Below are 14,608 nucleotides of genomic sequence, written 5' to 3' on the forward strand. Positions count from 1 at the left end.
GTCGGACGCCCGGTAGCGGTGGGTTATCTAGGCCGCGGAGTCGGAAGAGTCGCTGTCGCTCGAGCCGGTGCCGCGAGAGACACGCCCGCATGGGATGGCGAGTGGCTCGTCCTTTCGGTCGGGATCCCGGAGAAGCAACGGCAACTGCGCCACCGACTGCGCACGCGGCTGACCTGGTTGGGGATGGGTTCCCCCAGCCCCGGCATCTGGATACTTCCTGACGTCAGCAAGGGCGGCGAGGTCGCGACGATCATCGACGACCTCGGTCTCCAGGGGCGCGCTTTCGCCTGGACGGGCCAGCTCGCCTCCATCGGCAAGACCGAGTCGCTGATCGCCGATGCGTGGAACCTGGCCGAAGTCGAGAAGTGCTACGCGGACTTCCTCCGCACGTTCGGCAAGCTGCGCGCCTCCACCCCGGTCAAGGCGTTCCAAGCGCAAGTGCGGTTGGTTCACGCGTGGCGCCGATTTCCCTTCCTCGATCCCGCGCTTCCGCGCGAACTGCTCGATCACGACTGGCCCGGTCCTCAGGCCGCGGCGCTGTTTCATCGACGTCACGACGAGTGGCACGGCCCGGCCCAGAAGTACTGGACCGAACTGGAGAAGCAGTCGGTGTCATGACCGGGTCACGGTGCACACCGACGGCGACGCGCCTGGGACCCCGGGGTCGTCGCCGAACGTGAAGTTGTGCGCGAGATTTCCCGCAAAATTCGAGCACGAGTTCACGTTCGGCGGTGGCGCCCCGCGCGGCGCTGGTGTCACCGTCAGGCAGACGCCGCGAGTTCGTGAGTCTTCTCGGCCATCTCGGAGAACTCGCGCTGGATTTCGTCGTCATGGCGCGCGGTCATGAGGGATACGACCACAGCGACGACGAGACACGCGATGAAGCCGGGCACGATCTCGTACATCACGTTCGACAACGCCTCGGTCTGACCCCAGATACCGACCACCACGGCACCGGCGATCATGCCGGCGATCGCGCCGGCCGAGGTGAGCTTGCGCCAGAACAGCGACAGGATGATCAAGGGGCCGAACGCGGCGCCGAAGCCGGCCCACGCGAAGCCGACGAGGTCCAGGATCGTCCCATCCGGGTTGAGCGCCAACAGGACCGCCACCACCGCGACTGTCAGCACCCCGAGCCGTCCGTAGGTGACCAGCCTCGTCGGACTGGCCTCTCTGCCGAACGCGCGGTAGATGTCTTCGACCAAAGCCGATGAGCACACGATGAGTTGCGACGAGACCGTCGACATGATCGCGGCCAGCACCGCGGCGAGCACGATTCCGGCGACGAAGGGATGGAACATCACCTGCGCGAGCCGCAAGAACACGGTCTCGGGGTTGTCCAGCGTAACGCCTTCGCGAAAGAAGTAGGCCAGGCCCGCGAAGCCGGTGGTGATCGCACCCGCGGAGGTGAGGATCATCCAGCTGATACCGATACGACGACCGGCCTTGGCGTCGGCCGAGGAGCGCATCGCCATGAACCGGACGATGATGTGCGGCTGGCCGAAGTAACCGAGCCCCCAGGCCGCTGCCGACACGATGGCGAGAAAGCTTCCGCCGAAGAACAGTGACGTGCGGTGGATCTCGTCACCGGGGTCGGCGGCGTTGTGCGCGGCGTCGGCGGCCTGGACCAGGTTGACCATCTCGCCCGGTCCGCCGGTGGCGATGATCGTGACGACCGGGATCGTGACCAGTGCGGCGAACATCAGCAACGCCTGCGCGACGTCGGTGAGCGAGGCACCCAGGAAACCGCCGAACAGCGTGTAGCACAGGGTGACTCCGGCGACCAGCAGCATGCCGGTCCGATACGACGAGCCGAACGACGACTCGAAGAACACGCCGCCGGCGACCATGCCGGACGACACGTAGAACGTGAAGAAGACCAGGATGATCGCGCCGGCTGAGATCCGCAGGACGTGCGAGTTGTCGCGCAGCCGGTTCTCGAAGAAGCTCGGCACGGTGATCGAGTTGTTGGCGATCTCGGTGTAGGCCCGCAGCCGCGGCGCGACGAACTTCCAGTTGAGCCACGCGCCGATCACCAGGCCGATCACGATCCACGACTCGAGCAGACCGGAGGCGTAGATGGCGCCGGGAACGCCGAGCAGCAGCCATCCGGACATGTCCGATGCGCCCGCCGACAGCGCGGCGACAGGCGGGGTGAGCCTGCGGCCGGCGAGCATGTAGTCGTCGAGGTCGCTGGTCCGGCGGAAGGCGTAGAAGCCGATCGCGAGCATCAGGACGAAGTACAGCCCGATCGCCAACATCTGAAACACGCTGCCGGACATAGAGTTCTCGTTCCGCCGAAGATTCCCGTGATGTGCCCGTGGTCTCGGTCATGAAACCAGGACGGCCATCTGAACATCTTGGCCGCTCAGATGGGAATGGGTTCGCCTTTTAGCCGCCAGAACCACACAGGAGCGGCGCGAAGCAGCGCTGCGGGCGACCACGCAGCGCGGGCGCGCCGGGCGGGAACGCCGAGGACAGCAGGTCACGCAGCGCGCCGTCGATCGGGGTGACCATCTCGACCAGCGCCGCAACCCACGAACCATCGGTGATCATCTCGTCGGCGATCTCCGGCAGCGCCGGGCGCGGCGCGAGGTCGCAGATTGTGGTGACGGCGTGCTTGCGCCTGCCGGGATCATCGGCCAGATGCTCGGTGCGACGACGCGCATCGCGTTCCGCGAGCCAGCGGGTCATTGTGCCCGCCGCCTCATGGGCCGCATCGGCGTAGGCGAGCACGTGCCGCCGCACCTGCACCGGACTGGACAGCGCGGCGACCTGAGCGGCGAGCGGCCCGGCCACGTCGGCGATCTCGCGGCGCACCGAGAAGCCCCGGTAGTCGTCCACCGACAGGTTGCCGCGACGTCGGCGGATTTCGGCCTGATCCATGAGTCGTCCTCTCGACTGGCCCCCGGCCTGCGGGAGACCGGGGTTGCGGCGTGTCGGCGTGTCGGACCCGGCTATCGGATCATGTGCAGCAGTTCGGATCGAGCACGGCGCACAGCGCGACGAGAGCGTCTCGCTGCGGGCGGTGGTAGACGTTCATGCCGCGCCGCTCCGACTCGACCAGGCCCGCCTTGCGCAGCTGCGACAGGTGATGGCTCACCGTCGATTCGGTCAGGCCGACCGCCGCCGCCAGGTCGCAGCTGCACACCTCGCCCTCGGTCGAGCTGAACAGCAATGACACCAGCTTGACGCGCACCGGGTCAGCTAAAGCCTTGAGCCGCAGCGCAATGGCCAGCGCCGAGTCGTCATCGAGCGGCCCGGCGGCCACGGGTGAGCAGCAGACCGGCGCGGAGATGTCGATGGTGGGCAGCGTCTTCGGCATACCTCGATCATGCCAGAAGATTGACATATATCAAAAAGGTGGCACTATCGTGTTCGCTATAGTTCGATATATGTCACACAGGTAGGAGGCTCGCCATGTCCCGCGTCCAACTCGCCCTCAACGTCGACAACCTCGCCGAAGGGGTCGCGTTCTACTCGAAGCTGTTCAACGCCGAGCCCGCCAAGCTCAAGGACGGCTACGCGAACTTCGCCATCGCCGAGCCGCCGCTGAAGCTGGTGCTCATCGAGAACCCCGGCCAGGGCGGCTCCATCAACCACCTCGGCGTCGAGGTCGAGACGAGCGAGAAGGTGCACGACGAAATCGGCCGGCTCGCGGGCGAGGGGCTGTTCACCGACGAGGAGATCGGCACCACGTGCTGCTTCGCCACCCAGGACAAGGTGTGGGTCACCGGCCCAGGCGGTGAGAAGTGGGAGGTCTACACCGTGCTCGCCGACTCGGAGACCTTCGGCACCAGCCCGCAGCACCTCGACCCCGCCGCCGAGGGTGGCGTGTGCTGCGGCGGGTCGGCGGCGCAGGGCGAACAGCCCAGCACCACGGCGGCGTGCTGCTGACCGGATGACCACCAGGATCAGCACCGCCCGGCGACCGCTGCTCGCCGAGTTCGTCGGCACCGCGCTGCTGGTGACGGTCGTCATCGGCTCCGGCATCGCCGCCGCGCAACTGTCAACCCACGACGTCGGGTTGCAATTGCTGGAGAACTCCATCGCGACGGCGCTCGGGCTGGCGGTGCTGATCCTGCTATTCGGTCCGGTATCAGGCGCCCATTTCAACCCGGTGGTCACCGCTGCCGACTGGCTGCTGGGGCGGCGCGCCCAAACCGGGATCAGCGGCGCGGGGGTGCTGACCTACACCGCTGCCCAGACCCTCGGCGGCATCGCCGGGGCGGTGCTGGCCAACGTAATGTTCGACCGCGCCGCTGTCGAGATCGCCACCAAGGACCGCCTCACGACCGGGCATGTGGTCGGCGAGGTCGTCGCGACGGCGGGGCTGATCGCGCTGATATTCGCCCTGTCGCGGTCGGGGCGCGCCGCCCTGTCGGCGGCGGCGGTCGGCGCGTATATCGGCGCGGCGTATTGGTTCACCAGCTCGACGTCGTTCGCCAATCCGGCGGTCACCATCGGTCGCATGTTCTCCGACACCTTCGCCGGGATCGCGCCGGGCTCAGCGCCGGGTTTCATCGCCGCGCAGATCGTCGGCGGGCTGCTCGGGCTGGTGCTGTTCGTTGCGTTGTATCCCGACGCGCCCGAGACCGCCGACCAGGCCGTCGTCCCCCATCACCGAGATCGGAGTCAGCCATGACCAAACCTGCGGTGCTGTTCCTGTGCACACACAACGCCGGGCGCTCGCAGATGGCGCTGGGCTTCTTCAATCACCTGGCCGAGGGTCGCGCCACCGCCTACTCCGGCGGCTCGCAGCCCGCCGACCAGATCAACCCGGCAGCCGTCGCCGTCATGGCCGAGCGCGGGATCGACATCACCGCCGAGACCCCGCAGCGGTGGACCGACCAGATGATCGAGACCGCCGATGTGGTCGTGACGATGGGGTGCGGCGACACCTGTCCGTTCGTGCCGGGGCGGCGCTACGTCGATTGGGCGCTACCCGACCCGGCGGGCCAGCCGGTCGAGCTGGTGCGCCCGATCCGCGACGAGATCGAGGACCGCGTTCGGCAACTGCTGGGCGAACTCGGCATCGATACCGCCGACTAACTGCTGACCGGCTTCGGCTGGCGGGCCAGAATGCGGCTGACGGTCGCTGACGCCCATCGCCCGCCGCGCTTGGTCGGGTGCCCCTCGGCGGTAAGCGTGTCGGCGATCTGGTGCGTGCTTGCTCCGGCGTCACGCAACTCGCAGATGCGCCTCATCGCAGCCTGCTCCGACGGCACTGGCACCAACGCGCCGTTGGGGTTGTCGGCGCTTCGCTTGCCCGAGCGCCACCCGCAGCGGGTTCGGGTTCGTCGGCGCAGACGTCGGCCTCCGTATCACCGGAATCATGGCTAGGCGCAACGCTCGCCAACGAAACCGCCGGGAAAGGGTCATCGTGTGGCTCAGGTGGTTTCACGACTGTCCCGTTACCCCTGCTTCTGGTCGGTCTCGCCGTCCTCGGCTTTGGGGTCCAGATGCACCGCGACCGGCTCATCGGCGGGCTTGAGCAGCTTGGAGTTGCGCGGGCCAGGCACCACCTCGATCTGGCCCTCCTTGATCGCATACGCGATCGCGTCACGCGCCAGCCGCTGCGTGATGCCGTGCTCGTCCTTCAACCGCATTTCGACGGCGTTCTTCGACAGCTCGCCGGGCTCGGCGCGCACCAGCGCCAGCAGCTCCGGCACCGCCGCACGGGCAGCGGAGTCCTTACGGCTGCCGCCCGCGTAGGCCAGGTGCCGGGTCTGGTCGCAGTAGGTCAGTTCACCCTCGCCCACGGCGACATCGCGGCCCAGTGCCGAGAAGTACCGAGGGCGGCGACCCTCGTCGTCGCTGTCATCGTCGCCGCCACGAACGATCTTCCACAGCGCGTCGGGCCAGTCGAGCAGCCGCGAGTCGCCGCGTGCCCGCTCGTTCTGGTGGCCCATGTGCCAGCAGCGCGTCAAACCCCACCAGCACCCGGCCAGCGTCCTTGTCCTCGGACAGCCCGAGGGCGTCGAGCACCGGACGCAGGCAGTCCAAGATCACCACGTCAGCCCCGGCGATGCTCTGCGCCCACTCCGATCGCGTTGTGGGGTCGGTGATATCGAACGACGACACCGCCCCGCGCAGCGGCATCACCGTGACGGCGGCGGCATTGCGGATGCCCTGCGCCCGCAGCCAGCGGCGCAGCGTCCTGCGGTCCAGCTCGGTGTCGATCAACACGACCTTGCCGACAGACCTCACCTCGAAGCGATCGAGGAACTGCCCGCCGTCGACCAGCACGCGAATCAGGTTGCCGATCAGCGTCGACTTGCCCGACTTGAACGGCGCGGCCAGCAACACCCGTCCCGCCGTCGGCCACAGCTGTCCAACGCGGTAGGTCGCGCCTTCATCGGGCTCGTCCAGCAGCGCCGCCAGGCTCACCGGGTCGGGCGCAGGCACAGCGGCGTCGCGCTCTGCGGCGATGCGACGGCCCATCTCGCGTACCCGCGTCTTCGTGCCCTCCAACATCGCAGCGGCGCGGATCGTGAGGGCCTGAATCTCGTCGGCCGACAGCGCGGTCAGGGCCTTGATATGGGCGTCGCTTGCGCCCGCGTTGACCGCATCCGCCCCGCTGAACATCAGCTCGGGCGCTGCAGTCGTCGGGTTCAGCGCGGCGTTCTTGGCGGCGATCTTCGCAGCCAGCTGGGCGCGATCCCGTTGCAGCAGTTGCGAACCGCCGACATCGACGCCCTGATCACGCTGCGGATGGCGGGTGCCCCGGTCGCTCAGTGCGACAAGCGGGGGCGGCGCAGTGCCGAGGTGCTGGCGTGGCTGCGGGCGCGTCCCGACGGTGCCAGCTACGGCGAGATGTACGCCGAGTTCGGCAACGCTGGTGAGAAGGCCTTGGCCCGGCTGATGTCCTCGGGTGAGGTGGTCCGCCCCGCACGCGGGCGCTATGCCGCCGCCCGGCCCGCCGACCCCAAGCGCCCCAAGGTGGCCGGAGGCATCAGCGCCCGCACGATCGTCTCGATGCTGGTGGTGTTGTCCTCGGCACTCGATGACGCGATGGCTCAAGGCCTGGTGGCTCGCAACGTCGCCCGGCTGGTCAAGCGCCCCAAGGTCACCGCTGCCGAGATGGCGACATGGACGCCCGAGCAGGCGGCGACGTTCCGCGCACATATAAGTAGTGACCGGCTGGCGGCGTGCTGGCTGCTGACGCTGGCCGGGCTGCGCCGGTCGGAGGTGCTGGGGCTGCGGTGGGCTGACGTCGACCTCGACGCCGGAACTATCACCGTCGCTCAGGGCCGGGTGGTCGTCGGCGGCGGCACGGTGACCGGCGCACCAAAGTCGACGCGCTCGGCGCGGACACTGCCGATGCCGCGTGACGTGCTTGGCGCACTGCGGGCGTTCAAGACGCGCCAAGCCGAGGAGCACCTGGCCCTCGGCGAGGGCTGGCCCGATACCGGGCTGGTGGCGGTCAACGGCGACGGCTCCCCCATCCGGCCCGAGACCTACTCGAAGGCCTTCGCCGCTCACTGCGCTGCAGCTGGGGTGCCGGTGATCCGGTTGCACGACGTCCGGCACACCGCCGCCACGATGCTGCTCGATGGCGGCACCACCCCGTCGGCGACGGCGAAGTGGCTGGGGCATGACCCGGCGATCACGCTGCGGGTATACGGCCACGTCTACGACGACGCGCTGGCCTCAGCGGGCGACGCGCTGCTCGGTCGGTCGCGCAGCGTCGGCGACACCTCCCCCTGAGTGTCGCCAGCGAGGCCAAGGCTGCCCGACGTGGCAGACCAACGACGCCGATACGACGAACGCGAGATATTGCAGCCATCGGAGAACCTTGAGCGGACGGTGCTCACGGTGATCGGCGGGTGGGAACTGGTGCGGGCGCAGGTTAACTTCAACAGCTTCACTGACGCCGGGCCGGATGCCGAGTGGGCCGGGTCGGACAAGTTGGCAAAGACACTGCGCGAGTTGGCGGTCAGCCTCCGCATTCGGCACCCGCACGACCAATGGTCTCGCCTTGCAAGAGAGGTGAGCAACGTCCGCCACAAGTTCGGGCACATGCTGTACCTCGAAGACGTCGAGGGCGAGATACCCAACCGAACGTTGCACTTCATGCGGCTCGGTGCCGAGGGCGAACAACGCCGGGGTCGGGGTGACTCGCTGGGCTTGAGCTGGCGCGATGAGGAATGGTCGCAGCAGTCTCGACACCGTGACTCCGTTACCGAGCAAGAACTATGGCAGACGCTCAACAAGGAATACTGGCTGATTCAGGTGGTGCGAGCGGTGCGCCATGGCGGTGGGATTCTGCAGGAGAGCCCAGACATACCCGACGACCACCCCATCACAGGCTGGTACGTCCCCTGGCAGCTCCCCGAGTGGGGCGACCGGGAGGACTTGACGGTGGGCGATCTGCGCTTGCCGCCGCCGTGACCTCGTAGGCCTATTTTCGGCCTAGCGGGGGTTTCCGCGAGAGTGACGATCGAGTCGCAAAACCACTGTCTAGCAGCGGCTTTCATTGGTGGGCGCGGACGGTATCGAACCGCCGACCGCTGGTGTGTAAAACCAGAGCTCTACCACTGAGCTACGCGCCCCTGCGAAGGCAAGGTACACGCCGACTCCGCGCGACCGGAAATTCAGCCGTTCCGTAACGCGGCCAACGCCTGCTTCCACACCGACTGGTCGCGCGGCTCCCCCGGCTCCTTCATCTCGGCGAACCGGATGATGCCGGAGCGGTCCACGACGAAGGTGCCCCGGTTGGGGAACCCGGCGTCGTCGTTGAAGACGCCGTAGGCCTGCGCCACCCCGCCGTGCGGCCAGAAGTCCGAGAGCACGGGAAACAGGAACCCGCTCTGCGTCGCCCAGATCTTGTGGGTGGGCGGCGGGCCGACCGAGATGGCCAGGGTCGCGGTGTCGTCGTTCTCGTAGTCAGGCAGGTGGTCGCGGATCTCGTCGAGTTCGCCCTGGCAGATACCGGTGAAGGCCAACGGGAAGAACACCAGCAGCACGTTCTTCTCGCCCCGGTAGCTGCTGAGGGTGACGGGCCGGCCGTTCTGGTCCTTCAGGGTGAAGTCCGGGGCCTCGGTGCCGACCTCGAGCATCAGTGCCTCCCGGCAGCTTTGGACTTCGGCTGCACCAACCGGGTGGCAATCCAGTCCCCCAGGTTGGCCGACGAAGTCTGCATCAAGCCCGCGGTCGGGGCGGCCTCGGCGATCTCGGCCGGCTGCACGTGGCCCGGCTTGCCCGTCTTGGGCGTGATCACCCAGATGACGCCGTCGTCGGCCAGCGGGGTGATGGCGTCCATCAACCGGTCGACGAGGTCGCCGTCGTCATTGCGCCACCACAGCAGCACCACGTCGATGACCTCGTCGGCGTCCTCGTCGAGCAGCTCGGCACCGCACGCTTCTTCGATGTCGGCCCGGATGTCGTCGTCGGTGTCCTCGTCCCAGCCCAACTCCTGTACAACCTGATCTCTTTGGATGCCCAGTCTTCGGGCGTAGTTCGGGGCGTCGTCCGCCGCGACCACCGTGGTCCTCCTTCAGCCAGCTCGGGCGCACCATGCGCATTCGAGACCTATCGTCGCATGACGGCTTGCTCTTGCAGGCGCCTGGCGGCAAGTTCGTCAAACCGGGTCAGTATGCGGCATCGCAGAGATTCAGCGCCGTGGTCTTCGTATCGTTCAGGCGGGTGATCGCCGCGTTGAACTCCACTGGCCCGTAGTTGCCGGCAATTGCGGTGGCCACGCCCCTTGCGGCGTCCACCCAGGCGTGCAGCGCGTCCTTCAACTCCGGGCTCAGCGGGTCCGACACGCTGCGCGCGACCAGGTCGGCGCTGTGGTTGAGGGCGTCGATCGCCGGCTGCGACTTGATGACCACGTCGGCGGAGTTCTCGTTGAACGCATCGACGTAGTCGTTCACCGCGGTGATCGCGTCGACGCTGCTCGAACTGAGCGCTTCGCAGGAGGAATGGATGGCCTCCCGGGTGATCGACGACTGGCGCTCCGATTCCCGCGCACGCGAGCTGGACACCGACTCTTCGATGGAGGCCGACACCGACGCCCGGTAGACCGGCGCTTCACCAGCGTCGACCCGCGCAGTGCCATCGGTGACGCTGCTGCAGCCCACGATGATCATCGCCACGGCAGCCAGGCTGCCCACCACGAGGGCGGCGATCCGCAGCCGCTTTTGCAACAGCCCACCGATCTGCACGGTCTGCAGACGTTACCGGTTCATATCTGTGATCGCCGGTTCATTGGGTCGCCACCCCAGCGGTGCGCCTGGGGCAGGATGGGACAAAGATGGACAACACGCAGAAAACATCTGTGCACATCGGTAAACACCTATACCGCCTAACAAGGAGCGGAAGTTGACCACCGAGTTCGCGCGCCAGGACCTGGCCCAAAACTCCAGCACCACATCAGAACCCGACCGGGTGCGGGTGATCCGCGAAGGGGTCGCGTCCTATCTGCCCGATATCGATCCCGAAGAGACCAGCGAATGGCTCGAGTCGTTCGATCAGATGGTGGAACGGTCCGGGCCGGCGCGGGCACGCTACCTGATGCTGCGGTTGTTGGAGCGCTCCCGTGAGAAGCGCGTCGCCATCCCGGCGCTGACCTCCACGGACTACGTCAACACGATCCCCACCGAGTCCGAGCCGTGGTTCCCCGGTGACGAGGAGGTCGAGCGGCGCTACCGGACCTGGATCCGGTGGAACGCCGCGATCATGGTGCACCGCGCGCAGCGGCCGGGAGTCGGTGTGGGAGGACACATTTCGACATACGCCTCGTCAGCGGCGCTGTACGAGGTGGGCTTCAACCACTTCTTCCGCGGCAAGTCCCATCCCGGCGGCGGGGACCACGTGTTCATCCAGGGTCACGCCTCGCCGGGGATCTACGCCCGGGCGTTCCTGGAGGGTCGGCTCACCGCCGACGACCTCGACGGTTTCCGCCAGGAACACAGTCACCCCGGCGGCGGGCTGCCGTCGTATCCGCATCCGCGGCTGATGCCGGACTTCTGGGAGTTCCCCACCGTGTCGATGGGGCTGGGCCCGATGAACGCCATCTACCAGGCCCGGTTCAACCGTTACCTGCACAATCGCGGCATCAAGGACACCTCCGACCAACACGTGTGGGCGTTTCTGGGCGACGGGGAGATGGACGAGCCGGAAAGCCGGGGGCTGGCCCACGTGGCGGCACTGGAGGGCCTCGACAACCTGACGTTCGTCGTGAACTGCAACCTGCAGCGCCTGGACGGGCCGGTGCGCGGCAACGGCAAGATCATCCAGGAACTGGAGTCGTTCTTCCGCGGCGCGGGCTGGAACGTCATCAAGGTCGTGTGGGGCCGCGAGTGGGATGCGCTGCTGCAGGCCGACAAGGACGGCGCCCTGGTCAACCTGATGAACGTCACGCCCGACGGGGACTACCAGACCTACAAGGCCAACGACGGCGGATACGTGCGTGAGCACTTCTTCAACCGCGATCCGCGCACCAAGCAGTTGGTGCAGCACCTGTCCGATCAGGAGATCTGGAACCTCAAGCGCGGCGGGCACGACTACCGCAAGGTGTATGCCGCCTACCGCGCGGCCATGGAGCACAAGGGCCAGCCGACGGTCGTCCTGGCCAAGACCATCAAGGGCTATTCGTTGGGCGCTCACTTCCAGGGCCGCAACGCCACCCACCAGATGAAAAAGCTTGCGCTGGAAGACCTCAAGTACTTCCGCGACGCGATGCGGATCCCGATCAGCGACGCCCAGCTCGACGAGGACCCCTATCTGCCGCCGTACTACCACCCCGGCCCGGAGGCCCCCGAGATTCGCTATCTGCTCGAACGCCGGCGCGCGCTGGGCGGCTTCATCCCGGAACGACGTACCAAGGGCAAGGTGCTGGCGCTGCCCGGACACGACACCTACAAGTCCCTGAAGAAGGGGTCGGGCAACCAAGAGGTGGCCACCACCATGGCGACCGTGCGCACGTTCAAAGAACTGTTGCGCGACAAGGAGATCGGCTGGCGCATCGTGCCGATCATCCCCGACGAGGCCCGCACGTTCGGGATGGACTCCTGGTTCCCGAACCTCAAGATCTACAACCCCAACGGGCAGCTGTACACCTCTGTCGATGCCGATTTGATGCTGGCCTACAAGGAAAGCGAAGTCGGGCAGATCCTGCACGAGGGCATCAACGAAGCGGGCTCCTCGGCCAGCTTCATCGCGGTCGGCACGTCGTACTCGACGCACAACGAGCCGATGATCCCGGTCTACATCTTCTACTCGATGTTCGGCTTCCAGCGCACCGGCGACAACCTGTGGGCCGCCGGCGACCAGATGACCCGCGGGTTCCTGCTGGGCGCGACGGCAGGGCGCACCACCCTGGTCGGTGAGGGCCTGCAGCACGCCGACGGGCATTCGCACCTGCTGGCCGCGACCAACCCGGCGGTGGTCTCCTACGACCCGGCGTTCGCCTACGAGATCGCCTACATCATCGAAAGCGGCCTGGAGCGGATGTACGGCGAGAGCCAGGAGAATGTCTTCTTCTACATCACCGTCTACAACGAGCCCTACAAGCAGCCCGCCGAACCGGAGAACCTCGACGTCGACGGGCTGCTGCGCGGCATCTACCGGTATCGCCCGGCCTCGGAGAAGCGGTCCAACGTCGCACAGATCCTGGCCTCGGGTGTGGCGATGCCGGAGGCCCTGCGAGCCGCCGAACTGCTGGCCGCCGACTGGGATGTGGCCGCCGACGTGTGGTCGGTCACCAGCTGGGGCGAGCTCAACCGCGACGGTGTGCGCATCGAGAAGGAACGGCTGCGCCACCCCGGCCGGCCCGCCGGGACGGCTTACGTGACCAAGGCGCTTTCCGATGCGGCCGGCCCGGTGGTCGCGGTCAGCGACTGGATGCGCGCGGTGCCCGAGCAGATCCGGCCCTGGGTGCCGGGCACCTTCATCACGTTGGGCACCGACGGCTTCGGGTTCTCCGACACCCGCCCCGCCGCCCGCCGGTTCTTCAACACCGACGCCGAGTCGATCGCCGTCGCCGTGCTCGAAGGGCTCGCCCGCGACGGCAACATCGACCAGTCGGTGGCCGTCGACGCCGCGAACCGGTACCAGATCGACGACGTGCTGGCCGCGCCCGAGCAGACATCGGACCCCGGGGTGGCCTGACGGGCCGCCCCTTCTCCCGGCGAGCAGACGTGAACACCCCCTTTTTGGGGCCGTAATGGGGGTTTTCACGTCTGCTCGCCGAAAAAGGGCCTGACGGGCCGTTTGGAGGAATCCTCCATAGGCTTGGCGTAGCCTTTATCCGTGGCCGACAATCGGTACGTTCCGCCGAAGTCCACCGTCGAAGTGCTGCAGACGGTGCCGGACCCGGTGCTGCGCCGGCTGCAGCAGTACTCGGGCCGATTGTCCACGCAGGCGGTGCGCGCGCTGGAGGAACGGCTGCCGTTCTTCGCCGAGCTCGACGCCTCGCAGCGGGCGAGCGTGCAGCTGGTGGTGCAGACCGCGATCGTGAACTTCGTCGAGTGGATGCGCGATCCGCGGAGCAATGTCAGCTACACGGCCGAGGCGTTCGACGTGGTCCCCCAGGATCTGCGGCGCCGGATCGCGCTGCGGCAGTCGGTGGAGATGGTGCGCACCACCATGGAGTTCTTCGAAGAGGTGGTGCCGCTGCTGGCCCGCTCGGAGGAGCAGCTGACCGCGTTGACCGCCGGAATTCTGCGCTACAGCCGCGACCTGGCGTTCGCCGCGGCCACCGCCTACGCCGACCAGGCCGAGGCCCGCGGCGCGTGGGACACCTGGATGGAGGCCAATGTCGTCGACGCCGTCGTCCGGGGGGACACCGGCCCGGAGTTGCAGTCCCAGGCGGCCGCGCTGAACTGGGACGCCACCGCGCCGGCCACCGTCATCGTGGGCCTACCCCAACCCGAGCGCATCGACCTGGCCGGCGACGACATCCGCGACGTCGGCAACCGCAACGGCCGCGCGACGCTGTCGGATGTGCACGGCGCCTGGCTCGTCGCCATCGTCTCGGGCACGCTGTCGCCGACCGACCGGTTCCTCACCGAGGTGTTGACGGTGTTCGCCGACGGGCCCGTCGTGGTCGGGCCGACCGCGCCCACCCTGACCGCCGCCCACCGCAGCGCCACCGAGGCGATGGCCGGGATGAACGCGGTCGCGGGCTGGCCCGGGGCGCCGCGGCCCGTCGCCGCCCGCGAGCTGCTGCCGGAGCGGGCGTTGCTCGGCGACGCGACCGCGATCGCGGCGCTGGACTCGGAGGTGATGCGGCCGCTGGCGGACGCGGGGCCCGCCCTGACCGAGACCCTGGACGCGTATCTGGACTCCGGTGGCGCCATCGAGGCGTGCGCCCGCAAATTGTTCGTTCATCCAAATACCGTCCGCTACCGGCTCAAACGGATCGCCGACTTCACGGGACGAGATCCCACGGTCCCCCGCGATGCGTACGTGCTTCGGGTGGCCTCCAGCGTGGGCCGGCTCACCCGCCCGGCATATCAATCAAGCACGCCAAATACGGCTGCGGTGGTACGTCCGGCACTGCGCAGGACCACCGCGGGTGGCCAGTAAACGAAGCGGTAGGTCGCGAACTGATCTCGATGAAGTCGCATCACATGCGTTTTTGTGGACCTTCCACAAAAAC

General features: G+C 67.6%; 17 protein-coding genes and 1 tRNA gene. 8 read left to right on the forward strand and 10 right to left on the reverse strand.

Going from position 1 to position 14,608, the window contains the following annotated elements; translation table 11 throughout:
• Positions 1-18: 18 nt before the first annotated feature.
• A complete protein-coding gene (locus tag MELE44368_RS01410) occupies positions 19-618 on the forward strand; it encodes a PaaX family transcriptional regulator (protein ID WP_409366089.1) in 600 nt (199 codons plus the stop codon).
• A 143-nt stretch (positions 619-761) separates the two neighbouring features.
• Here the strand turns inward: MELE44368_RS01410 and putP are convergent, their stop codons facing one another.
• From putP to MELE44368_RS01425, 3 genes are all read right to left on the reverse strand, one after another.
• Positions 762-2,282 (reverse strand): sodium/proline symporter PutP, encoded by a 1,521-nt coding sequence (putP, locus tag MELE44368_RS01415; RefSeq protein ID WP_128106820.1) that lies wholly within the window; start codon positions 2,280-2,282, stop codon positions 762-764.
• 109 nt (positions 2,283-2,391) lie between these two features.
• Complete coding sequence (locus MELE44368_RS01420; RefSeq protein WP_128106821.1) at positions 2,392-2,886, reverse strand: hypothetical protein; 495 nt, start codon at positions 2,884-2,886, stop codon at positions 2,392-2,394.
• Positions 2,887-2,965: 79 nt separating this feature from the next.
• Complete coding sequence (locus MELE44368_RS01425; protein WP_128106822.1) at positions 2,966-3,325, reverse strand: Rv2640c family ArsR-like transcriptional regulator; 360 nt, start codon at positions 3,323-3,325, stop codon at positions 2,966-2,968.
• 95 nt (positions 3,326-3,420) lie between these two features.
• On the opposite strand from MELE44368_RS01425, the gene MELE44368_RS01430 reads away from it, so the two are divergent.
• Genes MELE44368_RS01430 through MELE44368_RS01440 form a run of 3 tightly spaced genes read left to right on the forward strand, consistent with a single transcriptional unit; the run spans position 3,421 to position 5,052 of the window.
• Entirely contained in the window at positions 3,421-3,897 is a 477-nt protein-coding gene (locus MELE44368_RS01430) for an ArsI/CadI family heavy metal resistance metalloenzyme (protein ID WP_128106823.1), read from the forward strand.
• A gap of 4 nt (positions 3,898-3,901) precedes the next feature.
• Entirely contained in the window at positions 3,902-4,645 is a 744-nt protein-coding gene (locus MELE44368_RS01435; protein WP_128106824.1) for an aquaporin, read from the forward strand.
• Positions 4,642-5,052 carry an arsenate reductase ArsC gene (locus tag MELE44368_RS01440; protein ID WP_128106825.1) on the forward strand — a complete coding sequence of 137 codons (411 nt, stop codon included), beginning with the start codon at positions 4,642-4,644 and terminating at the stop codon, positions 5,050-5,052. The genes MELE44368_RS01435 and MELE44368_RS01440 overlap by 4 nt, the downstream gene beginning before the upstream one ends.
• Here MELE44368_RS01440 and MELE44368_RS26945 read toward each other — a convergent pair.
• From MELE44368_RS26945 to MELE44368_RS01455, 3 genes are all read right to left on the reverse strand, one after another.
• Positions 5,049-5,234, reverse strand: coding sequence for a recombinase family protein (locus MELE44368_RS26945; protein WP_306439131.1), 186 nt, complete (start codon positions 5,232-5,234; stop codon positions 5,049-5,051). The two genes, MELE44368_RS01440 and MELE44368_RS26945, sit on opposite strands and share 4 nt — an antisense overlap.
• A 180-nt stretch (positions 5,235-5,414) precedes the next feature.
• Positions 5,415-5,912, reverse strand: coding sequence for a hypothetical protein (locus tag MELE44368_RS01450; RefSeq protein WP_128106827.1), 498 nt, complete (start codon positions 5,910-5,912; stop codon positions 5,415-5,417).
• Positions 5,821-6,588 (reverse strand): AAA family ATPase, encoded by a 768-nt coding sequence (locus MELE44368_RS01455; RefSeq protein WP_128106828.1) that lies wholly within the window; start codon positions 6,586-6,588, stop codon positions 5,821-5,823. The genes MELE44368_RS01450 and MELE44368_RS01455 overlap by 92 nt, the downstream gene beginning before the upstream one ends.
• Before the next feature lie 87 nt (positions 6,589-6,675).
• On the opposite strand from MELE44368_RS01455, the gene MELE44368_RS01460 reads away from it, so the two are divergent.
• Positions 6,676-7,710 carry a tyrosine-type recombinase/integrase gene (locus MELE44368_RS01460; RefSeq protein WP_241566429.1) on the forward strand — a complete coding sequence of 345 codons (1,035 nt, stop codon included), beginning with the start codon at positions 6,676-6,678 and terminating at the stop codon, positions 7,708-7,710.
• A gap of 30 nt (positions 7,711-7,740) precedes the next feature.
• A complete protein-coding gene (locus MELE44368_RS01465; RefSeq protein WP_128106830.1) occupies positions 7,741-8,394 on the forward strand; it encodes a hypothetical protein in 654 nt (217 codons plus the stop codon).
• 86 nt (positions 8,395-8,480) lie between these two features.
• Here the strand turns inward: MELE44368_RS01465 and MELE44368_RS01470 are convergent.
• The 4 genes from MELE44368_RS01470 to MELE44368_RS01485 form a co-directional block, all read right to left on the reverse strand.
• A tRNA-Val gene (locus MELE44368_RS01470) sits at positions 8,481-8,555 on the reverse strand.
• Between the two features lie 42 nt (positions 8,556-8,597).
• The gene (locus MELE44368_RS01475; protein ID WP_128106831.1) at positions 8,598-9,062 is read right to left on the reverse strand and encodes a peroxiredoxin; all 465 of its coding nucleotides are present in this window, start codon (positions 9,060-9,062) and stop codon (positions 8,598-8,600) included.
• On the reverse strand, positions 9,062-9,487 hold the full coding sequence (locus MELE44368_RS01480; RefSeq protein ID WP_128106832.1) for a DUF3052 domain-containing protein: 426 nt from the start codon (positions 9,485-9,487) through the stop codon (positions 9,062-9,064). The genes MELE44368_RS01475 and MELE44368_RS01480 overlap by 1 nt, the downstream gene beginning before the upstream one ends.
• Before the next feature lie 106 nt (positions 9,488-9,593).
• Positions 9,594-10,094, reverse strand: coding sequence for an Rv2240c family protein (locus MELE44368_RS01485; RefSeq protein ID WP_128107004.1), 501 nt, complete (start codon positions 10,092-10,094; stop codon positions 9,594-9,596).
• Positions 10,095-10,326: 232 nt separating this feature from the next.
• Here MELE44368_RS01485 and aceE point away from each other — a divergent pair, with 232 nt between their 5' ends.
• Together aceE and MELE44368_RS01495 are read left to right on the forward strand one after the other, a co-directional pair.
• Positions 10,327-13,116, forward strand: coding sequence for a pyruvate dehydrogenase (acetyl-transferring), homodimeric type (gene aceE, locus MELE44368_RS01490; RefSeq protein WP_128106833.1), 2,790 nt, complete (start codon positions 10,327-10,329; stop codon positions 13,114-13,116).
• 141 nt (positions 13,117-13,257) lie between these two features.
• Positions 13,258-14,535, forward strand: coding sequence for a PucR family transcriptional regulator (locus MELE44368_RS01495; RefSeq protein WP_128106834.1), 1,278 nt, complete (start codon positions 13,258-13,260; stop codon positions 14,533-14,535).
• Positions 14,536-14,608 lie beyond the last annotated feature (73 nt).

It is taken from the genome of Mycolicibacterium elephantis DSM 44368, assembly GCF_004014805.1.
In the GTDB taxonomy this organism is placed as follows: Bacteria; Actinomycetota; Actinomycetes; order Mycobacteriales; family Mycobacteriaceae; genus Mycobacterium; species Mycobacterium elephantis.